At 62.2% G+C, this 23,891-nt stretch carries 6 protein-coding genes; 3 read left to right on the top strand and 3 right to left on the bottom strand.

The genetic code is table 11. The annotated features are described in order from the left end of the window. Window positions 1–80 precede the first annotated feature (80 nt). The 3 genes from C3406_RS05050 to C3406_RS05060 form a co-directional block, all read right to left on the bottom strand. Window positions 81–371, bottom strand: a complete 291-nt coding sequence (locus tag C3406_RS05050; protein WP_199182721.1) for a putative quinol monooxygenase — start codon at window positions 369–371, stop codon at window positions 81–83. A gap of 16 nt (window positions 372–387) precedes the next feature. Further along, complete coding sequence (locus tag C3406_RS05055; protein ID WP_103822590.1) at window positions 388–1,389, bottom strand: zinc-binding alcohol dehydrogenase family protein; 1,002 nt, start codon at window positions 1,387–1,389, stop codon at window positions 388–390. Window positions 1,390–1,604: 215 nt separating this feature from the next. Beyond that, on the bottom strand, window positions 1,605–2,294 hold the full coding sequence (locus tag C3406_RS05060; protein ID WP_103822591.1) for an N-acetylmannosamine-6-phosphate 2-epimerase: 690 nt from the start codon (window positions 2,292–2,294) through the stop codon (window positions 1,605–1,607). A 210-nt stretch (window positions 2,295–2,504) separates the two neighbouring features. On the opposite strand from C3406_RS05060, the gene C3406_RS05065 reads away from it, so the two are divergent. The 3 genes from C3406_RS05065 (at window position 2,505) to C3406_RS25955 (ending at window position 23,823) form a co-directional block, all read left to right on the top strand. Then, window positions 2,505–3,059 carry a YceI family protein gene (locus C3406_RS05065; protein WP_103822592.1) on the top strand — a complete coding sequence of 185 codons (555 nt, stop codon included), beginning with the start codon at window positions 2,505–2,507 and terminating at the stop codon, window positions 3,057–3,059. A 685-nt stretch (window positions 3,060–3,744) separates the two neighbouring features. After that, on the top strand, window positions 3,745–6,549 hold the full coding sequence (locus C3406_RS05070; RefSeq protein ID WP_103822593.1) for an Ig-like domain-containing protein: 2,805 nt from the start codon (window positions 3,745–3,747) through the stop codon (window positions 6,547–6,549). A 1,071-nt stretch (window positions 6,550–7,620) separates the two neighbouring features. Beyond that, on the top strand, window positions 7,621–23,823 hold the full coding sequence (locus C3406_RS25955) for a BapA/Bap/LapF family large adhesin (protein ID WP_146052337.1): 16,203 nt from the start codon (window positions 7,621–7,623) through the stop codon (window positions 23,821–23,823). The last annotated feature ends 68 nt before the right edge of the window (window positions 23,824–23,891 follow it).

Below are 23,891 nucleotides of genomic sequence, written 5' to 3' on the forward strand. Positions count from 1 at the left end.
GCCCGCAATGCGGGCTTTTTTGTTTCTACCGTCCCTCTATTTCAGTACTCCAACCTTACCTACGTCCCTTAACGGAACCCTTAAGGCTCTACCGCCGTCAGGTAATCCAGCCGCAGCGGCTCCGCCAGCAACTCATCCATCTGCAGGGTAAAGGCCTGGAAATGGGGCAGCGCAATGTGAGCCTCTAACGCCTCCTGGCCTCGCCAGGCTTCCCGGACGTAAAAACAGTCCGGCGTATCGCGCAGCTGAAACAGCTGATATTCAACGTTGCCCGGTTCCTGACGGGTCGGCAGCAGCAGCGCCTGTAAGGCCGTCTTCAGCGCGTCACGCTTGCCGGGTTTCGCCTTCAGAACCGCTATAAGCGAGATAATGTCAGAGGAGGCCATCTCAGAACCCCTCCAGTACAATCTTCCCGACCGCACGCCCGGTCTCGAGCTGCGCATGGGCCTTCTGCACATTCGCCGCCGTAATCGCCCCGTAATGCTCACCCAGCGTCGTGGTAAGCACCTGCTCGTCAATGAGATTTGCCACACGGGTCAGCAGCTGGTGCTGGGCAATCATATCGGCGGTTTCAAACATGGACCGTGTGAACATAAACTCCCAGTGCAGGGAGATGCTCTTCGCCTTCAGCGGACGGGCGTCCAGCGTATCGGGATCGTCGATCAGCGCCAGTTTGCCCTGCGGCGCTAGCGCCTTAATAATCTCATCATAGTGCGCTGCGGTATGGGTCAGGCTGGCGACATGAGTGACCTCTTTGATGCCCGCGGCGGCTAATTCTTCTGACAGTGGCTTGCTGTGATCGATAACGTGATGCGCCCCCGCTTCCCGCACCCACTGCTGGCTTTCCGGGCGTGACGCCGTACCTACCACAGTCATTTTCGTCAGCTTGCGCGCCAACTGCACCAGGATGGACCCCACCCCGCCCGCCGCGCCGACAACCAGCAGCGTGTCGCCTTCATTACCCTGCTCCTGAATGCCCAGGCGATCGAACAACATCTCCCATGCGGTGATAGCGGTTAACGGCATCGCGGCAGCGGAGGCGTTATCCAGGGTTTTAGGCTTCAGGGCAACAATGCGCTCGTCCACCAGTTGAAACTCGCTGTTGCTGCCCGGCCGTCCCAGCGCACCGGCATACCAGACTTCATCCCCGGGCGCGAAAAGCGTTACCGCCTCGCCCACCGCGGCCACCACGCCAACAGCATCCCAGCCGAGAACGCGCGGCGTATCGCCGGTAAAACCGGCGCGGACCTTGGTATCTACCGGGTTTACGGAGATGGCTTTCACTTCAATCAGCAGATCGTGTCCTGTCGCTTGCGGCTGCGGCAATTCGATATCCTGCAGGAACGCGATGTTGTCAGGGGCAGAACGGGTAATGGCAATGGCTTTCATAATCTCTCCGTCGTTTATCGTGTGTGTCGCAATAATGTGATGGTAAAGCGTAGCTATGACGGGAAAAATAGCCTCGCGACGATAAGACTTGTACTCGGGAGATGAAAATGGCCCGACTTGAAGATGGGATACTGTCCGCGCGGGGCACGCCTGACAAGTCATGAAGATGACGCGTGATGTGAAGTTCAGTCAGCGCGCGATAATGCCGTTTGGGCTCATTCTGACGCCCTCAGTAATGCGTCCCGATACCACTGACAGATATGCTCCAGCCGGGTGATGGCGGAACCGACCGTCACGGCCCATGCCCCATGTTCAATGGCCTGCGCCGCCAGTTCCGGCGAGTTGTAACGCCCCTCGGCCACCACCCGGCATCCGGCCTGACTCAGGCTCGATACCAGCGCCAGATCCGGGGCAGTGGGCGTCACCTCTGAGGTGTAGCCCGACAGCGTGGTGCCGATCAGCTCAACCCCAAGCTGGTAGCAATACAGCCCGTCCTCCTGCGAGGAGCAGTCTGCCATTGCCGTCAGCTGATGGTGACGGATGCGGGCAAGCAGAGCGTCAATCGGTACCGGGCGCGGGCGCTGCGTACCGTCAAAAGCAATAATGCTGGCCCCCGCTTCTGCCAGAACATCCACATCCTCCAGCCAGGGCGTAATGCGTACCGGAGAGTCGGGCAGATCGCGTTTCACAATGCCAATTATCGGCACGCTCACCACGGCACGCACCGCCCGCAGGTTTTTAATACCTTCAATGCGCAGCGCTACGGCTCCCGCCTGCTCCGCCGCCAGCGCCATGGCCGCGACAATCTCCGGCTTATCCAGCGGGCTGTGCGGTACCGGCTGACACGATACGATAAGCCCGCTCTGGGCTTTGACTTTTGCATCCAGTTCTTCAAGGAACGACATAACCCCTCCGTTAAGATATTCAGATTGCCCCGGGTATCTGGCAAGCCGGTTCGCTCTTTTACCCGCGATGCGGGGAAGGATCCTGCTAACCCTTGCCGACGCGCTTCCCTGTTTCTACGCTTATTCTCACGCAGGGCAACACCCCTCTTACACCAAACAAGCCTGCGCGCTGATGCGTTAACTTGCAACCTGTGAAAGGGAGAGCCCCCAATGCTGCGCCGCATTCTTCTGCTGGTCTTCACGCTCGCTTGCCCGTCGCTTTACGCCGCCCCCGTCGTTTATGCCATCGACACGCAGAAGACCGCCATCAAGCTGTCGTGGCGCGCCTTCGGCGGCATACCCTCCTGGGCGCATCTCCAGGGGGTGACGGGGACGGTCACGCTGAACCCGGACAATGAATTTGACGATCGCATCCGGGTGTCGGTGCCGGTCGCCACGCTTCAGGCCTCCAACAATCTGCTCACCTGGCAGTTGAAAAGCGATATGTTTTTTGACGCCGCCCGCTATCCCACGATCACCTTTACCAGCACCCGGGTGGTGAAGGTTAAGGACGATCATTACCGCGCGTTCGGCACTCTCACCGTCCGGGATCTCAGCCGCCCGGTGATCCTCGAAGCCACGCTCGATCGTCTGCCTGGCGAGGCGATCGCGCTGCATGCCACCACCGCCATCTCCCGTTCCGCGTACAAGATGGATCGCTTTGCGCTGGTGGTGGACGATCGCATCGCCATTGCCATTGAGATCCAGGCGATGCGGCGTCAGTAATTTTTTGACCTGAGGAAATAATATTTATTAATAATTGCCCCGGTAAAAAATCCCGCCTGTTCTATACTGCCTTTCTGAAAATAATAAACACGTAAAAAAATAGTACGAATGTCGTAGGGCATTTCCTGAAAGGCGTTATCCAAGAGAGAAAAAACCATACCTTTGTATTATTCAAAAATTCAGCAACGCTTCTATTACCCGTTGCAAAAATAGCATGAACAGAGTGTTATCGCGCCCTCACATTTAATAAATAAAAAGCTAATCGAGCACTGAAATTTGTGATCTCTCGCATTCTCCGATTCATTACCTGCACTAACACAAGTCAACAAAACATAATAAAACCGCAATAAAACAGCAAGTTAAGCAATGAACCTGCCAATTACTCACTTGTTAATTGGGTTTCAGCGCAGTTTAGCAATCGGCTATACTTTATTTCACCGCTTCGTCATTTGCGCTTTTGGTTCTTTCTGACTATATCCTTTAATGCACTTATAAAAAGCCAGCAATATAAATAACAGGGATGGCAATCATCACGCCTGCGCAAAAACAAAAAAGTCGCAGAAAAACTATTACAGCAGGACATTATTTCTGACAAATAGTGTCTCCTTCGGGACGCTTAAAATCTGCTGAAAGAAAAACGATTTTTACACACAGCATTCATTACACTCTGTTGGGAGTCATACAAATGAGTAAATTCACTGTTATCTCCAGACTGACGCATCAACAAACAGTCGCAGAAGGTAACCAGATCATTCTGGGCGAGGATTCCGTTGTTGAGCTCGATGCAGGCAGGGGCGATATTGCCAGTTATTCCCGCAGCAATAACGATTTGCTGGTCAGGATGACCAACGGCGAAACCGTGACGCTGAAGAACTACTACGTCAACGATCATCAGCTGGTACTGAATGAAAACGGCGCGCTGTGGTGGATTGAAGATCCGCTGGCGGTTGAGCGTTACCAGTCGATCCCGTCAACCGACGCGTTGATTGCCGGTAACGTCAGCAGCTCATCGGGTGATACCCCTATCTGGCCGTGGGTGCTGGGTGGCGTGGCCGCAGCGGGGGGCATTGCGCTGGCAGCAGGCGGTGGTGGCGGCGGCGGTGGGGGCGGTGACGATCGCATCGATCCGGGTCCGGTAGCGCAGGATACCACGCCGCCCGACGCGCCCACTAACCTGCATTTCGCCAACGGTAACACCCAGCTGCTCGGCAGCGCCGAAGCCAACAGCATGGTAACCATCACCGATGCCAGCGGTAACGTGGTGGGCAAAGCCAAAGCCAACGGCAATGGCGAATTTACCGTCGAGCTGGGGGTGCCCTACACCAACGGCGAGACCCTGACGGCCACAGCCGCCGACAGCTCCGGCAACGTCAGCCCGCCCACCAGCCTTACCGCTGCGGATACCACCCCGCCAGATGCGCCCATGATTATTATCGCTGACGACAATGCCGGCAGCCTGACCGGGGCGCTGAACAGCGATCAGACCACCGACGATCCGCGCCCGGTCTTTAGCGGCAGCGGCGAGGCCGGTTCGACCATCACGGTGTATGATAACGGGAAGAACATCGGCAGCACGGTAGTGAACAGTGACGGTAGCTGGACGTTTACCCCAACCGCCGATCTCGCTAACGGCTTGCATCAGATCACCACCAGCGCCACCGACCCGGCAGGCAATACCAGCCCGGACTCTCCCGCGTTCAACCTCACCATCGATACCATCGCTCCGAATGCGCCGGTGCTACAGGTGATGGATGAGGTGGGCAACATCCAGGGATTCATCACCTCCGGGGGGTTTACCGATGACAACCAACCGGTGCTGAGCGGCACGGGCGATCCCGGCAGCACCATTACCCTCTACCACAACGATCTGCTGGTGGCGGAGATCATCGTCGCGGATAACGGCTCCTGGAGCTACCAGCTTGCCGAGCCGCTGACGGAAGGACTACAGACCTTTACCCTGACGGAGACGGATGTTGCGGGCAATCTGAGCCCCTCTTCCACGCCGTTTGAATTTACCGTCGACCGCACGCCGCCTGCCGCGCCGAGTGGCCTCGCCATCAATGCCACTGGCACTATCCTCACCGGTAGCGCCGAGCCCAACTCGACGGTTACGGTCACCAACGACGTGGGTGACAGCCTGGGTGAGGCCATCGCGGACGTCAACGGGGCATTTTCGCTGACCCTGACCACCCCGCAGACCAATGGCGAAACCCTGAGCGCCGTGGCTACTGACCGGGCGGGTAACGAAGGTCCGGCCTCTTCGCTGCCTGTGCCGGACATCACCCCGCCAGCGGCACCGACAGCCCTCACCGTCGCCGCGACGGGTGACAGCGTGAGCGGTGAAGCGGAAGTGGATGCCCGTATCTCGGTACGCGATGCCACGGGCCAGGAGATAGGTACCGGCACCGTGGGTGCCGACGGCAAATTCACCGTCAATATCGCCCCAAACCAGCTCAACGGCGAAGTGCTGACGGTCTACGCCTTCGATACCGCCCAAAACCCGAGCCAGCCGGCGCAGGCCACCGCCCTTGACTCCACGCCACCGGCGCCACCTGCAGAGCTGGATGTCTCCGATAATGGCCTGGCGCTCACCGGCACGGCGGAAGTGGGCAGCACCGTGGTCATCATGGAAGGGACCACTAAACTCGGCGAGCTGACTGTCGGCGAATCGGGCAGCTTCTCCTTCACGCTGCCCACCGCCAAGCTGAACGGGGAGATCATGAGTCTTACCGCCACCGATAAGGCGGGCAACACCAGCGCCCCCAGTACGGTAGAAGCCGACGACACGACCCCACCGGCCACACCGCTCATCACCAACGTGGTGGATAACGTACCGGATACCATCGGCACCATCGCGAGCGGCTCGTTAAGCGACGACCGCACGCCGCTCATCTCCGGCACCGGTGAGATCGGCACCAAAATTTATGTCTACAGCGAGCAGATGCAGATCGGCTTTACGGAGGTCGATTCAGCGGGTAACTGGTCGTTCCAGGTGCCCGCCAGTCTGACCGATGGGCTCCACTCCCTGACCGCCGATGCGGTTGACCGCCGCGGCAATCACAGCCTGATCTCCGAAACCTGGACGATTGACGTCGACCCGCTGGCCCCGAACCCACCGACGACATCAGTGGCAACCGCGGCGTTTGCCCAGAGCGAGGAGCCGATGGTGAGCACCCTGAGCGCCAGCACCACCGGCGAGACGCTGATTTACAACGTGCTCAGCGATAATGGCGGAGAACACGTCAGCAACTTCTCGCTGGCGCAGGGCGATAAAATCGACATCAGCCAGCTGCTGGTGGGCTGGAATGGCGATGGCAACACGCTGGGGGATTATCTCCATGTCGCCAGCAACAGCGATGGCAGCACGACAGTCACGCTCGACCGGGATGGTGCAGGCACCAGCTTTGCCCCGGCCACGCTGGTGACGCTCGATAACGTGCAGACCACCTACGAGGAGCTGGTGAACCAGAATCATATTATCACCGGTTAACTCAACCCCGCCGGGTGGCGGCTACGCCTAACCCGGCCTACAAAACCAAAAACCCAAAAACGACAACAGCAATGAAAAAGTCAAATAAAATAAATAGCTTACAGCAACTACCGTGTCCGGCTGAAAATCGCTGAGGCGTTGACCGCAGGCCGGGGCGAGGCGCAAGGATGCGCCGAGAGGGCGTGACCTACATGGATGTAGGATCACGCCCGACCCGATAGCCGAAGGGAATAAGCCGAAGGCACCGCGAAGCGGCGATTTTCTTGCCGGGAGCCGGGATTGTTAAGGGGGCGGCGATAGCCCCCTTAACACGTTCACTGGTGACGTGGTTTACAGAAAAGCAGAGAAAGTAAGGTGAACGTAACCCCTACCTTCGCCACATATACTCCCCAAAAAAGAAAATAATGTGACCTCCCCCACCCTAATAACATTTCTACCAAATAACCTGGTTGCCTTAACTTATACGCTCATCTAAATAGCACAACTCTTTATTAATTCAACCCACATCCGGCAATATTAAAAATCTCTTCAAATATATCATATTCAATATCAACTTTACTCCCGCTTAATTATTTACACAGCCACGCTAAAATACCCCCATAAAAAAACGCCCCCTTACCAAATATCCCTATCTCATTAAATTAAAAACAAAAACCCGTACTTGCGCCTCGTTTAACCACCGCCCGCAAGCCGCGCCACGCCTGATCCCGATATTTTCACCTCACAGAAAGCGATATTTTAAATAAGGCTAATCAACTATTAACTCACGCTTAATTTGCACTTCTGGTACTTTCTGGCTATATCAAATTCAGTCAATCACAAATTCTTACCATTATTAAAGACAAGGATTTTACCACCCAAAATATATTCCCAACCGCATTATCTCTTGAGTAACAAAGGCTAAATGTCGCTGCCACCATCGCTATATCGGCAGCTTTTAATCACTTTTAAATAATTACCCAGGGTCATTGTTTGAAATAAACAATTCCCCTTTGGGTGGCGCTTAATCTGCTGAAAAGAAATGGTAAAAACTGCACGCCATTTCTCTGCACTCTGCCGGGAGTAATACACATGAGTAAAATCACTGTCATCTCCAAACTGACGCACGTTGAATCAGTAACAGACGGGTCTCAGGTGACGCTGAAGGATTCCTCCATTGTAAAAATCAACGCTGATCGGGCCGACATTCTCGAGTACAACCGCAGCGGGAATGACCTGATCGTTAAGCTGACCGACGGCGAAACCATTACCGTTAAAAACTTCTTCGTCAGCGGCGATAACGGTATCAGCCAACTGGTGCTGGAAGAGGACAACGGTGCGCTGTGGTGGATTGCTGATCCGATGGCAGCAGAGCACTACCAGTCGATAGCCTCCATTGATGCCCTGCTGGCAGGAACCACAACCGCCTCCGCGGGCGAAGCGGCGATCTGGCCGTGGGCACTGGGCGGAGTGGCGGTCGCAGGGGGCATTGCGCTGGCCGCTGGTGGCGGTGGCGGCGGTGGTGGTGGCGGAAGTAATGGCGACGGTGACGGCGGCATTGATAACGGCGGGGGCAGCGACAACGGTGGTGGGAGCAACAATGGCGGTGGCAGCGATAACGGCGGTGGCAGCGACAACGGCGGCAACCCCACCCTGCCGGGCAGCCCGAACGACACTACCCCGCCGGGCGCACCCGCCAACCTCCGATTCTCAGCAGATGGCACCCAGCTTAGCGGGAGCGCCGAACCCAACAGCACCCTCACCGTTACCGATGCCAACGGCAACGTCATCGGTCGGGGCCAGGCCAACGGCAACGGCGAGTTCACCGTCGATCTCGGCAAGCCTTACACCAACGGGGAAACCCTGACCGTCACGCCAACCGACGGCGCAGGCAACGTCGGCCCGGGCACCCCGGTGACCGCCGCAGATACCACCCCACCTGCTGCGCCAGTTGTCGCCAGCGTGGTCGATGACGTGGGCAACGTAACGGGGTCACTCACCAGCGGCCAGACCACCGATGACGCCCGCCCTACCTTTAACGGCAGCGGTGAACCCGGCACCACCATCACGATTTACGACAACGGCAACGCCATCGGCACCGCGCCGGTCAACAGCGACGGTAGCTGGACCTTCACCCCGGCCAGCGCGCTGGGCGAAGGGGCGCATCAGATCACCACCCGGGCCACCGACGGCGCGGGCAACACCGGACCGGCCTCCCCGGCCTTCAGCTTTACCGTGGATACCGTCGCGCCGAATGCGCCATCCGGCGTGACGGTGAATGACACCACCGGCACGATACAGGGGGTCATTGCCGCCGGGCAGACCACCGACGCCAACCGTCCTTCCCTGAACGGTAGCGGTGAAGCGGGCAGCACCATCCGGATTTATGATAACGGCCAGCTCGTGGGCGAGACCGTTGTCGGCACAGACGGCACCTGGAGCTTTACTCCGGAGACGCCCCTTGCCGACGGGCCACACTCCCTCACCCTGACGGAAACGGATCTCACCGGCAACACCAGCGCCCCCTCCGAGCCGTTTGCTTTTACTGTCGATAGTACGCCACCGGACCAGCCGACCATCGACCAGATCCCTTACGGCACCCAGGTCATAGGCACCGCCGAGCCAGGCAGCACCGTCACCATCTACAACGCGTCCGGGGAGTCGATTGGCAGCGCCACAGCCAACGCTCGCGGCCAGTTCAGCATTACCCTCACTGAAACGCAGGCCGTGGGGGATGGCATCCGCGCGGTAGCTTCCGATGCCGCCGGAAACCAGAGCCGGCCAGCTACCGCCGTAATCAGCGATATCACCCCGCCTGACGCGCCAACCGATCTTCAAATCTCCCTGGACGGAGCCACCGTCACCGGTAAGGCGGAAGCGGGCAGCACCGTGACCATCCGCGATGGCGACGACGTGATTGGCGCAGGCCCGGCGGACGCTGACGGCAACTTCACCATTATTCTCACCACCCCGCGGCTGAACGGTGAGAACCTGGCGGTTACCGCCACCGATGCCGCGGGCAATACCGGGCCGGAAAGCAGCGTTACCGCCCCGGACGTCACCCCACCCGAGGCGCCGGTTATCGTAAGCGTGGTGGATGACATGGACGACATCACCGGCGTGGTCAATGACGGGCAGGTCACCAATGACCGCCAACCGCTCATCACTGGCACCGGTGAGCCGGGCGCCACCATTTACATCTATAACGGCGACGAGGAGGTCGGTTCTGCCAACGTGAACGCAGACGGCACCTGGTCTACCAACGTCACGCTGGGCGCGGACGGCGGCTACGTCCTGCGCGCGGAAGCGGTGGACAGTGAAGGCAACCGCAGCGTCCCGTCCAACACCTGGAGCATTATTCTCGATGCCACCGCGCCGGGTACGCCTGCCATCGTCCAGGTGATCAACGATCTGCCTGACTCCGCTGGCGTGATCGATAACAACAGCGCCACCAACGACAACCGCCCTACCCTCTACGGCACCGGTGAAGCCGGGTCGACCATCACTATTCTGGTGGATGGCGTGGAGGTGGGCACCGCGCTGGTGGGCGGAGGCGGCGAGTGGAACTTCACCCCGACGACAGCGCTTGAAGATGGGGAGCACGCCATCACGGTGGTGGCGAAAGATACCGCCGGGAATAACAGCGCCGCCTCCGACGCCTTTACGCTGACCGTTGATACCACCGCCCCCGCCGCCCCGGTCATTACCCGGGTGGCAGATAACACCGACAGCGTGCAGGGTGATGTGGGCAACAACGTGCCCACCGATGAAACCCGTCCGGTGTTCTACGGCACCGGCCCGGCGAACGCGCAGATCGCCCTCTATGAAGGCACCACTCTGCTGGGCACCACCACCAATGCGCAAGGCGAATGGAGCCTGCAAGTGACCGCCCCGCTGGGGAATGGCACTCACACCATTACCGCCACCGTCAGCGATGCGCTGGGCAACACCGCCACCTCTGAGAGCTTTAACCTGGTGGTGGATACCCTCGCGCCGGACACCCCGGCGCTACCGGAGATCACCGTCAATCCTGAAGGCGGCGAGGAAGCGATCCTCACCTCCGGCGGCAGCACCCGCGACACCACCCCAACCCTGAGCGGTACCGGTACGGAAGGCGACATCGTCACCATCTACGACGGCACTACCAAAATCGGCGAAACCACCGTCCAGCCAGACGGGAGCTGGAGCTGGACCCCGCCGGAGGGACTGCCTAACGGCACCTACGATCTCAGCCTGACCGTAACCAACAAAGATGGCGCGGGCAACGAGAGCGCCCCGTCGCAGCCGGTGAGCATTACCATAGATACCGACGCGCCGGATCAGCCCGCCGCCCCGGTTATTACCGATAACGTCAGCGAAATTACCGGCCCGGTTGGCAACAACGGCGCCACCAACGATACCCGTCCGGTACTGAGCGGCACGGGCACGCCAGATGACACCATCAGCATCTACGACCTGACCGCCACGGGCAACGTCAAGGTGGGTGAAGCGGTGGTCGACATCAACGGCAACTGGGGCTGGCGACCTGATGACGAGCTGGCCCAGGGGCAGCACAGCTTCACCGTGACCGCCACCGACGAAGCGGGTAACGTCTCGGCGATCTCAAACACCATCACCGTGACCGTCGACAGCGAGGTACCGGCGATCCCGGTTATCAGCAGCGTGGATGAAAACCTCCCGGCGGGCGGCAGCAGCAACGACAATACCCCGACCGTCACCGGCACCGGCGAAAACGGCACCACCGTGATCCTTTACAGCAACGGCGTGGAGGTGGGACGCAGCCTGGTCACTGACGGCAGCTGGAGCATCACCACTCCGGAACTGCGAGATGGCCCGACTACCCTGACCGTGGCGGCGGTGGATGCTGCCGGGAACGTCAGCGGCGCGGGCAACGATTTTGCCTTCACCATCGACACCCAACCGCCAGGTAACCCACAGCTGCTTGACATCTCTGACAGCACCCTGGCGGGTGGCCAGCTTTACGCCAACAGCAGCACCCCGACCCTGCGCGGCAGCGGGGAACCGCTCAGCACCATCACCGTCGTTATCGACGGCAACGCCGTGGGCGAGGTGCAGACCGATGCCGAAGGCCAGTGGACGCTGCCGCTGCCGGAAGGCACCACGCTGAGCGATGCCAGCCATACCATCACCGTGGTGGCGCGCGACGCGGCGGGTAACACCAGCGAAAGCACGCCGGTTAACCTGATCGTTGATACCCAGGCACCGGGTGTGCCGGTGGTGACCGGGATTGTCTCCGGCGGTACGCCGCTGAACGGTACCGCCGAAGCGGGTTCCATTATTACCGTGACCGGCCCGGGCAACGTTGTGCTGGGCACCGGGGTCACTAACGCCCAGGGTCAGTTCTCCATCGCCCTGACCCCGCCGCAAAGCGACGAGGTCACCCTGAGCCTGACCGCCAGCGACGTGGCAGGCAACACCAGCCAGCCGGGATCGTATAACGTTCCGGCTACGCCAGCGCTGCCGGAGGTGCCGGCCATCAACGAGATTGTTGATGACAACGGTACCGGCGGCAACGTTAAAGGCGGCAGCTCTAACGACACCACGCCAACCCTCACCGGCACCGCCATCCCGGGCAGCGAGGTGACAATCTATCTCGACGGCAGCACCACGCCGCTGGGCACCGTCACCGCCGACGTCACCACCGGCGCCTGGTCGTTCCCGATCGAAACCGCCCTGGATGAGGGCAGCCATAGCTTCAGCGTCACCGCCACCGTTGACGGCCAGACCAGTGGCCTGTCGCCGGAGGCGACGGTCAATATCGATATCACCCCGCCGTCCGTCCCGGCGTTCGGTAGCGTGGTGGACGACGTGGGCCCGGTTTCGGGCGCCATCGTCAGCGGCAGACCGACCAACGATGACCTGCCGACCTTTAACGGCACGGCGACGCCGGGCGACGTCATTACCCTCTATGCAGGCGACACTGTGCTCGGTACGGCAACGGTGGGCAACACCGGGGCCTGGAGCATTACCCTTGCCCAGCCGCTGGATGATGACACCTACAGCCTGACCCTCAGCGCCACCGATCCGGCGGGCAACGAAAGTCCGCGCTCGGCACCGTTCACGCTGGTGGTGGATACCAGCGCGGGCGAAGTGCTTATCACCGGCGCTAACGACAATGTCGATCCGGTCAGCGGCAACGTGGCTAACGGCGGCAGCACCAACGACAACACCCCTACCCTCTCGGGCACAGCACAGGCGGGCAGCAGCGTGGCGATCTACGATGGCATTACGCTGCTGGGTACCGTCACCGCCAGCGCCACGGGCGCCTGGAGCTTCACCCCCACCCGCGTGCTGGCGGAAGGTCAGCACAGCTTTACCGCAGTCGCTACCGACAGCGCGGGTAACGTCAGCCCGGTATCTGGTACTTACACGCTGTTCGTGGACATGACCCCACCGGCCACCCCGGTGATTGTCAGCATCAATGATAATGTGGAGGGCAGCACCGGCCCGCTGACCAACGGCCAGGTCACCAACGACACCCGCCCGGAACTGACCGGGACCGGCGTGGCGGGCAGCACCGTGCATATTCTGGATAACGGCGTGGAGATCGGCACCGCCTTCGTTAGCGAAAGCGGCAACTGGAGCTTTATCCCTGGGACCGATCTGACGCAGGGCTCGCACGATCTGCGCGTCAGCGCCACCGATGCCGCAGGCAACCTCTCAGGCACCTCGCCAGCCTTTACGCTGAACGTGGATACCACCGCCCCGCTGGCGCCGGTGGTGATCACCGTGGCGGATGATGTCGGCGCGGAGATCACCACGCTGGAAAGCGGCGAAACCACCAACGACACCCGTCCAACCTTTACCGGCAGCGGCGAAGTGGGTGCCACGATCCGTATCCTTGTTGACGATCAGGAGATCGGCACCGCGGTGGTTAACGCCGCGGGTAACTGGACCTTCACGCCCGATCAGCCCCTGGAAGAGGGCACCCGCAGCATTCGCTTTACCGCCACTGACGTCGCCGGAAATACCGGGGATGCCAGCGAGCCGTTTGTTCTGACGGTGGACACACAGGCCCCAACGGCACCGACCCTCACCGCCATCAGCGATAACGTCGGAACGATCCAGAACCCGATCACCACCTCCGGCCAGACCACCGACGACACCACCCCGACCCTGAGCGGCAGGGCTGAAGCCAATGCCACGGTGGATATTTATGACAACGGCGCACTGATCGATACCGTGCAGGCTAACGAAGCGGGTGACTGGACATACACCCCAGACCAGGCGCTCAACAACGGCAGCCACACCTTTACCACCCGCGCCACCGACGCGGCGGGCAACGTCAGCGAGCTCTCGCCGGGCTTCACCCTGATTGTCGATACCCTTAAACCGGTTGCGCCGGTGATCGCCCTGGCCCAGGATGACATCGCCCCGGGCACCGGTGCGCTCGCCAGCGGAAGCAGCACCAACGACACTCTCCCGGTGCTCACCGGCACCAGCGAGCCGAATGCCCGGGTGCAGATCTTTGAAGGCGAAACCCTGGTGGGTGAAGGCGTGGCGGATGCGCAAGGAAACTGGACGGCCACGCTCACCGAGCCACTCAGCGACGCTCAGCACAGCTTCACGGCGGTAGCCATTGATGCCGCGGGCAACGCCAGCGATCCGTCCGTCGCCTTCACCCTGACCGTCGATACCCAGCCGCCAGCAGCGCCGGTGCTGGTTTCGGTCACTGATGATGTCGGCGACGGAGGCATCCTCGACAACGCCCAGCTGACCAACGATGCGAACCCGACGCTGCGCGGCACGGCAGAGGCGGGCACCACGGTGAACATTTACGATGGCGCCACCCTGCTTGGCACCGCGCTCGTCGGGGCCGACAACGCCTGGATCTTTACCCCGCAGAGCCCACTGGGCGACGGTCTGCACACCCTGACGGTGACCGCCACCGACGCGGCGGGCAACGTCAGCCCGCCGACCAGCGGATTTGTCATCAACGTGGATACCATCGCGCCGCCAGCGCCTGCCATCGTCTCGGTTGTGGATGACATCGGTTCGGTACAGGGGCCTGTTCTCAACGGCAACCCGACCAACGATACCCGTCCGACCCTCAACGGCACCGCCGAAGCGGGGGCCATCGTGCGTATTTACGACGGCGACACCCTGGTGGGCGAGACGATCGCTAACGCCGAGGGCCAGTGGACCCTGGCGCAGACCACCACCACTCTCAACGACGGGGTGCATAACTTCACCGCCACTGCCACCGACACTGCGGGCAACCTCAGCGCGAGGTCACCGGTCACGTCGATCACCGTTGACACTATCGCCCCGGGTGCGCCGGGCAGCTTCACCGTGCTCAACAACGGCAACACCCTCACCGGCCAGGGCGAAGCGGGCAGCACCATCACCGTGCGCGATGGCGACACGGTGATTGGCACCGGGGTCGTTGACGAGACCGGCAACTTCTCCCTCACCCTCACCACGCCAAAACAGAACGGGGAACTGCTGACGGTGACAGCAACCGACCGGGCCGGGAACACCGGCGCGGAAGGCCAGATCGTCGCCCCGGACACCACGCCGCCTGCCGTTCCGGCGATCACCGACGTGGTGGACAACGTGAGTGCGTATACCGGCACCGTCAACGACGGGCAGACCACCAATGACAACACGCCGCTGGTGCGCGGCACCGGCGTTGCCAACACCACCATCCTGCTCTACAGCGGCACGGATCTGGTTGGCACCACCCAGGTCAGCGCAGAGGGAACCTGGGAGATCCAGCTGACGGCACCGCTGCCTGATGGCGGCCATGTCCTGACCGCGCAGTCGGCGGACGCCGCGGGCAATAACAGCGCGCCGTCCAACAGCTGGAGCATCGTAGTGGATGCCACCGCCCCGGACGCGCCGGTTATCACCCAGGCGATCAACGATCTCTCCGGCAGCCCGGTTGCCATCAACAATAACGGCGCCACTAACGACAACCAGCCAACCCTGAGCGGTACCGGGGAGGCGGGCACCACCCTCAGCATTCGGGTGGATGGCGAGGAAGTGGGCACTGTCCAGGTAGGCGCGGGGGGTGAATGGACCTTCACACCGCCGGAGGCGCTCGGCGAGGGGCTGCGCGTGATCACCGTGGTGGCGACCGATGCCGCCGGTAACACCGGTGAGCCCTCCGCAGCCTTTAACATCACTGTCGATACCGTACCGCCAGCCGCACCGGTCATCACCCTGGCCGTGGACAACACTGGCAGCGTCACCGGCGACGTGCTCAGCGACCAGCCGACCGATGAGAATCTGCCGCTGATCCGCGGAACGGGTCCGGCGAACGCACAGATTAACCTCTATGACGGCACCACCCTGCTGGGCACCGCCACCACCAGCGCGACGGGAGCATGGAGCGTACAGCTCACCACGCAGCTGGGGAACGGCACCCACGCCCTGACCGCCACGGTGATCGATGCAGCAGGCAACACCGCCACCTCCGACACCTTTAACCTGGTGGTGGATAACGTGCCGCCTGCTACGCCGGAGATTCCGGCTATCACCGTCAACCCGGACGGCAGCGGCGAGACCCCGCTTACCGGCGGGGGCAGCACCCGTGATACCACCCCAACCCTGAGCGGGACCGGGAATGAGGGGGATCTCGTCACCATTTATAACGGTACCACCCCTATCGGTGAAACCACCATGCAGCCGGACGGGACCTGGACCTGGACGCCGCCTGCGGATCTGCCTAACGGCACCTACGATCTGAGCCTGACCGTGACCAACAGCGACGGCGCGGGCAACGAGAGTGCGCCATCCCAGCCGGTAAGCATCACCATCGATACCGAAGCGCCAGAGACACCAGCGCTGCCGGTGGTGACGGATAACGTCAGCGATATTACTGGCCCGGTAGCCAACAACGGCGCCACCAACGATACCCGTCCGGTGCTGAGCGGCACAGGCACGCCGGACGACATCATCACCATCTATGACGAGACCCTCAACGGAAACAATCCGGTGGGCGAAGTGGTGGTCGACATCAACGGCAACTGGACGTGGCGTCCGGACCTGCCGCTGACGGAGGGCACCCACAGCTTCACCCTGACCGCCACCGACCCGGCGGGCAACGCATCGCCGGTATCTGGCAGCATGACCGTCACCGTTGACAGCGTCGTGCCAGCGATCCCAACTATCGGCATCGTGGATGACAACGTCGGTCCGGTCATCGGCAACATTGCGGCGGGGGGCAGCAGCAACGACAATACCCCAACCGTCACCGGTACCGGAGAGAACGGCACCACGGTGATTCTCTACAGCAACGGCATTGAGGTGGGACGCGGCCAGGTCACTGACGGCATCTGGACCATCACCACTTCGGAACTGCGAGATGGCCCCACCACCCTGACCGTGGCGGCGGTGGATGCTGCCGGGAACGTCAGCGCGGCGGGGAGCGACTTCGCCTTCACCATTGACACCCTCCCTCCTGCCATCCCGCAGCTGCTGGCGATCTCCGACAGTACCCTGGCAGGCGGCCAGCTCTACGCCAACAGCAGCACCCCGACCCTGAGCGGGACCGGGGAGCCGCTCAGCATCATCACCGTCTCTGTTGACGGACAACCGCTGGGCGAGGTGCAGACCGACGCCCAGGGCCAGTGGACGCTGCCGATCCCCGACGGCACCCCGCTCTCCGATGCCCCGCACACCTTTACCGTGGTGGCGCGGGATGCGGCGGGCAACACCAGCGAAAGCACGCCGGTTAACCTGATCGTTGATACCCAGGCGCCGGGTGCGCCGGTAGTCACCGGGATTGTCTCCGGCGGTACGCCGCTGACCGGTACCGCCGAAGCGGGTTCCATCATTACGGTGACCGGCCCGGGCAACGTGGTGCTGGGCACCGGGATCACCAACGCCCAGGGGCAGTTCTCCGTCGCCCTGACCCCGCCGCAAAGCGACGCGGTCACCCTGAGCCTGACCGCCAGCGACGTGGCGGGCAACACCAGCCTGCCGGGATCGTATGACGTTCCGGCTACGCCAGCGCTGCCAGACGTGCCGGTTATCGACGCCATCGTGGATGACAACGGCACCGGCGGCAGCATCAACGTCAAGGGCCTGAGCTCCAACGACGCTACGCCAACCCTTACCGGCACGGCGATCCCGGGCAGCGTGGTGACCGTTTATCTCGACGGCAGCACCACGCCGCTGGGCACCGTCACCGCTGACGCCACCACCGGGGCCTGGACGTTGCCGGTTGCCACCGCCTTGAGCGAAGGCAGCCACAGCTTCAGCGTCACCGCCACCGTCGACGGCCAGACCAGCGGCCAGTCGCCGGAAGCGACGGTGAATATCGACCTCACCCCGCCTGCGGCACCTGCTCTGGGCACGCTGGTGGATAACGTCGGCACCGTCACCGGTTCAGTGGTTAGCGGTAACCCGACCAACGACAACCAGCCAACCCTGAACGGCACGGCGACGCCGGGGGATGTGATCACCATTTATGCCGGTGATACCGTGCTCGGCACCGTACCGGTGAGCGCAACCGGAGCCTGGAGCTTCACCCCCGCCGAGCCGCTGGCGGATGGCACCTATACCCTGCTCCTCACCGCCACCGATCCGGCGGGCAACCAGAGCCTGCCGTCGGCACCGTTCTCGCTGGTGGTAGATACGGTGGTAGCACCACCGATTATTACCGGGGCGAATGATGACGTCGGGCCGGTGACCGGCAACGTGGCCAGCGGCGGTAGCACCAACGACAACACCCCGACCCTGACGGGCACCGCGGAAGCGGGCAGCAGCGTCTCCCTCTATGAAGGCACCCGCCTGCTCGGCACCGTGGTCGCCAACGCCAGCGGGATCTGGAGCTTCACTCCGACGGTGGTGCTGGCGGAGGGCCAACACAGCTTTACCGCCATTGCCACCGACCTGGCGGGCAACGTCAGCGCGGCGTCCGGGGCTTACACTCTGACCGTGGACATGACGCCGCCAGCGACGCCAGTCCTGGTGAGCGTTAACGATGACGTGGCGGGCAATACCGGCGTGCTGGTAAGCGGCCAGATTACCAACGACGCGCGTCCGGAACTGACCGGGACCGGCGTGGCGGGCAGCACCGTGCGCATTCTGGATAACGGCCAGCAGATCGGCACCGCGCTGGTAGACGACAGCGGCAACTGGCGCTTTACCCCGGACACCGATCTGGCCCAGGGGCCGCACGAGCTGCGCGTCAGCGCCACCGATGCCGCAGGCAACGTCTCGGGCACCTCTCCGGCCTTCTCCCTGAACGTCGACACCGTCGCGCCGCTGGCACCGGTGCTGGCAAACGTGGTGGATGACGTCGGGACCCTTACCGGCACGGTAAACAACGGCGGCATCACCAACGATACCCGCCCAACCTTTAACGGCACCGGTGAAGCGGGCTCGATTGTCAGTATCCTTGTGGATGGAGAAGCGGTCGGCACCGCGGTGGTTAACGCCGCGGGGAACTGGACCTTTACCCCTGACACCGACCTCGCCGAGGGGCTGCGCAGCGTCACCTTCACCGCCACCGATCCGGCGGGGAACACCGGTCCTGCAAGCGCAGCCTTTACCCTGACGGTAGACACCACCGCTCCGGCAGCACCGACCATCGTGGCCGCCGCCGATAACGTGGGCAGCATCCAGACGCCGCTCACCGTTTCGGGCCAGGTGACTGACGATCCGACCCCAACCCTGTCCGGCCAGGCGGCCTCCAGCGCCACGGTGACGATCTATGACAACGGCGTGGCCCTTGGCACCGTACAGGCCAGCGCCGCCGGGGAGTGGAGCTTTACCCCGGCCACGGCGCTCGGTAACGGCAGCCACACCTTCACCGCCAGCGCCACCGACGCGGCAGGCAACCTCAGCGAGGCCTCGGCGGGCTTTACGGTGATTGTCGATACCGTCAAACCGCTCGCACCGGTGATCGCCCTGGCCCAGGATGATGTCGGCAGCATAACCGGGGCACTCCCCAGCGGGCAGCGCACCGATGACACCCTGCCGGTGCTCACCGGGACCAGCGAAGCGAACGCCCGGGTGCAGGTGTTTGAAGGCGATATCCTGCTGGGCACCGCCACCGCGGATGCCAGCGGCAACTGGTCGATTGCCCTGACCACGCCGCTCACCAACGACACGCACAACTTCACGGCGGTGGCAACGGATGCGGCGGGTAACGTCAGCGATCCGTCCAACACCTTCAGCCTGACGGTAGATACCCTGCCGCCAGCGGTGCCGGTGCTGGTCTCAGTGGTGGATGATGTCGGCACGGTGACGACCCTCACCAGCGGCCAGCTGACCAACGACGCGAGACCGACCCTCAGCGGCACCGCGGAAGCGGGCGCGACGGTGAGCATCTACGACGGCACCCTGCTGCTCGGCAGCGTGGTGGCCGATGCCAACAGCGCCTGGAGCTTTACTCCGACTACCCCGCTGGCGGATGGCCTGCACACCCTGACGGTGACCGCCACCGACGCGGTGGGCAACGTCAGCCTGCCGACCGCGGGCTTTACCGTGAATGTCGATGCCAGCGCCCCGGCTGCGCCTGTCATCACCTCGGTGGTGGATGACGTCGGCTCGATCCAGGGCCCGGTGATCAACGGTAATCCGACCAACGACAACCGTCCAACCCTCAACGGCACCGCCGAAGCGGGCGCAATAGTGCGCATCTACGACGGCACCACGCTGGTAGGCGAGGTGACGGCCAACGCCCAGGGTCAGTGGACACTGGCGCAGACCACCACCGCCCTCACCAACGGGGTGCATAACTTAACCGCCACCGCCACCGATGCGGCGGGCAACCTCAGCGCAGCGTCGCCGGTCACCGCCATCACCGTCGACACCATCGCTCCGGGGGCACCGGGCGGCTTGACTGTACTGGAGAGCGGGGGCCGGATTAACGGCACCGCCGAGGCGGGCAGCACCGTCACCATTCTCGGCACCGACAACGTGACCGTGCTGGGCACCGGCGTCGCCGACGCGTCGGGGCGCTTCAGCATCGCGCTCTCCACGCCGCAGGTGAATGCCGAACTGCTGCACCTCTTCGCCACTGACCGGGCCGGCAACGTGGGGCAGACGGTGGATCTGCGGGTGCCGTACTCGGTGATCCCGAATCCGCCGGTCATCACCAGCGTCAACGACAACGTGGGCAGCATCATTGGCAATCTGATCAACGGACAGAGCACCGACGATACCACCCCAACGCTGACCGGGACCGCGCAGCCGCTCTCCACCATCACCCTGTATGACAACAATGTGTTGTTAGCCACGGTGACCACCAACAGCGCCGGGGTCTGGACATACACCCCAACCGTGCCGCTGGGTAATGGCCCTCACGCCTTTACCGCCACCGCAGGCAATGCGGCTGGCACCAGCGCGGTAACGCCGCTGAGCTCGATTGTCGTGGATACCGTCGCCCCGGGCACGCCGCAGGGGACCTTTAACGCCGACGGCAGCGTTCTGAGCGGAACCGCCGAAGCGGGGAGCACCATCACCCTGCTGCTGAGCGATAACAGCGTGGTGACCACCACCGCTAACGCCCAGGGCAACTGGAGCTACACCTTCCTCGACAGACAGTCCGAAGGGGAGCGGATCACGCTTTCCGCCACCGATGCGGCGGGCAACACCTCCGCTACCGGCACGGTGATTGCGCCAAACCTGCCGCTGTCGGCGAGTGACAACGTGGTAGGGCTGGCCCTGACCACCAACGCCACCACCAGCACCGCCCAGTACAGCGACTACGGCGTGCAGCTGGTGGGCGGCGTCGGCAACGTGCTGTCGCTGCTGGGAGAGAACTCCGCCCAGGTGACCTTCACCGTACCGACCGGCGGTAGCGCAGATATGGAGATCAACGCCAGCGCCACGGGCATCGTGCTCTCCCTGCTCAACACCCTGGAGATCATTGTGCAGCGCTGGAACGGCAGCTCCTGGACCACCGAAGTGGATACTGGCCTGCCGCAGTTCGCCAACCTGCTGACCCTGGGTGCCAGCGGCGTGACCCTGAACCTGGCCGGTCTGCCGGGCGGGCAGTATCGCGTGGTGAGCTACAACACCAACCTGCTGGCGACCGGGTCGTACACCAGCCTGGACGTGGACGTCACCCAGACCACGGCAGGTACCCTGTCCGGCACGCTGGTGCAAAACGGTAACGTCATCACCGATATCGATCCGGTGAGCGGCAGCGACATCGCGCCAAACGGCACGGTGGTGACCAGCGTGACCAACGCCAACGGCGTCACCGTCAACGTGGCGGCGGGTGCAGCGGGCACCACCATCAACGGGCTGTACGGCACCCTGACCCTGCATACCGACGGGAGCTACACCTACACCCTGACCAATACCAGCGCCTCGGTGCTGGGCCGGACCGATACCTTCACCTATAACATCGCCGGAAAAGGGGCCACGGACGACGCCCGCCTGGTGATCACCCTGGGTGAAAACACGGTGCGCAACAGCGTGACGGCGGTGGACGACACCGCCTCCCTGACCTTCGGCACGCAGGTACAGGCCATCGACTACGGCCCGTCAAGCCAGGGCGGCTTTACCGTGGTGGGGGTTAACCTCGGCAACGTGCTGAACCTTAACCTGCTGGACGATCGTAGCGAGACCATGAAGTACAGCGTGGCGGAGGGCACCACCCGCACCATGACCATCCAGAGTAGCGTCGGCGGGGTAGCCCTGGCCTCGGTGTTTGACCTCTATATCTACAAGTTCAACCCGGCAACCCAGAGCTACGAGCGGGTACGCACCGAGGCAGGCTGGCTGCGCGCGCCGCTGCTGGGTGGCACCTCGGCACCGCTGACCCTGACCCTGCCGGCAGGGGATTACATCTTCCTGATGAACACCGTCTCGGGGATCACCGCCCTGACCGGCTACCGTCTGAACGTGCTTGAGGACCACGTTTATGCCGTCACCAGCACCACCGCCAGCACCACCGGCGACGTGCTGCAAAGTGACATCGCGCCTGCGGGCACGCTCGTCACCCAGGTGAACGGCGTTAACGTGAACGCCACCGGCACCACCCGCATCGAGGGAGAGTACGGCACGCTGCTGATCGACGCTCAGGGCAAATATACCTATACCCTGCGCGCCGGGGTGGGCGCCGACCAAATCAGCACCCCGGACAGCTTCATCTATACCGTGACGGCACCGAATGGCGATAAGGACACCGCCTCGCTGAACATCACCCCGACACCGGTGGCGCTGGATGCGGTGAACGACGTCAGCCGCGAGCTGGTGGTGGATACTACCCCGCAGGTGGCCGCCTACCGCGATGACACGGTGGGTAACGCGACGTGGAACGCCGCCCTGCTGGCATCCACCACCGGCCGTGGCAGCGGCACGTTTGTGGTGGACGCCAACACCGCCCTGCATGACATCGTGCTCCACTTTAACGTCGCCTCCCTGCTTTCGCTGGGCGGACTGAACGTAAACTGGACCATTACCGGGGGAGGGGTTACCCGAAGCGGTTCATTCAATGGCGGCCTGCTGCTAGGTGGCGTGGCGACCATTAACGTCACCGGTCTGGATCTGGACGCCGGAACCTACACCCTGAGCTATACCGGCTCCATGGGGCCGCTGGGGTTAGGCCAGATCTCCATCACGCCTTATGTCACCGGTACCACCGTCTACCTGAACAATGAGCTCACCACTGCGGGCCACACCGTCACCGGCAATATCTTCGACGGGACGGATTCCGGCGGCGTGCTGGATCAACTGCACTCGGTGGACAGCCGTCTGAGCATCACCGGCTATAACGGCACCACCACTACCCTTGATCCGTACACCACCGCCAACGCCACCGCCAACATTCAGGGCCATTACGGCGTGCTGAACATCGGAGTAGATGGTCACTACACCTACACCCTGAACAGCGGCGTCTCACTGGCCTCAATGACCACGAAGGAGACCTTTACCTACAAACTGACCGGCGATAACGGCACGACCGACACCGCCACCCTCACCATCAACATGGCACCGAAGTTCGTCAGTACGGAGCATAACGATACCTTTACCGGTAGCGCCTATGGCGACACGCTGATTTACGAAGTGCTGAACAACACGGCGGGGAACGGGACGGCAGGCAACGGCGGTAACGACCACTGGACCAACTTCTCACTGGCGCAGGGAGACAAGATCGATATCAGCGATCTGCTGGTGGGCTGGAACGGAAGTAGCGCGACGCTCGGTAATTATTTGCACGTCACAAATAGCAATGGCAATACCGTGATCTCCGTCGACCGGGACGGAGCGGCAAATATTTACACGAATACTACACTGGTAACACTGGATAACGTTCAGACAACTTATGAGGAGCTGGTTAACCAGAATCACATCATCACCGGTTAGCGCTAATAACAAGACCCGGGCGCTCGTCGCCCGGGCTTAACATTATAAAGTTGTTCAGTTTTTTTAGG

Source organism: Leclercia sp. LSNIH8 (assembly GCF_002920195.1).
In the GTDB taxonomy this organism is placed as follows: domain Bacteria; phylum Pseudomonadota; class Gammaproteobacteria; order Enterobacterales; family Enterobacteriaceae; genus Enterobacter.

Bases quoted from the DNA above. Each gene is read 5' to 3' on its own strand.
- C3406_RS05070 (WP_103822593.1), top strand. From the start codon at position 3,745: ATGAGTAAATTCACTGTTATCTCCAGACTGACGCATCAACAAACAGTC.
- C3406_RS25955 (WP_146052337.1), top strand. From the start codon at position 7,621: ATGAGTAAAATCACTGTCATCTCCAAACTGACGCACGTTGAATCAGTA.
- C3406_RS05055 (WP_103822590.1), bottom strand. From the start codon at position 1,389: ATGAAAGCCATTGCCATTACCCGTTCTGCCCCTGACAACATCGCGTTC.
- C3406_RS05060 (WP_103822591.1), bottom strand. From the start codon at position 2,294: ATGTCGTTCCTTGAAGAACTGGATGCAAAAGTCAAAGCCCAGAGCGGG.
- C3406_RS05065 (WP_103822592.1), top strand. From the start codon at position 2,505: ATGCTGCGCCGCATTCTTCTGCTGGTCTTCACGCTCGCTTGCCCGTCG.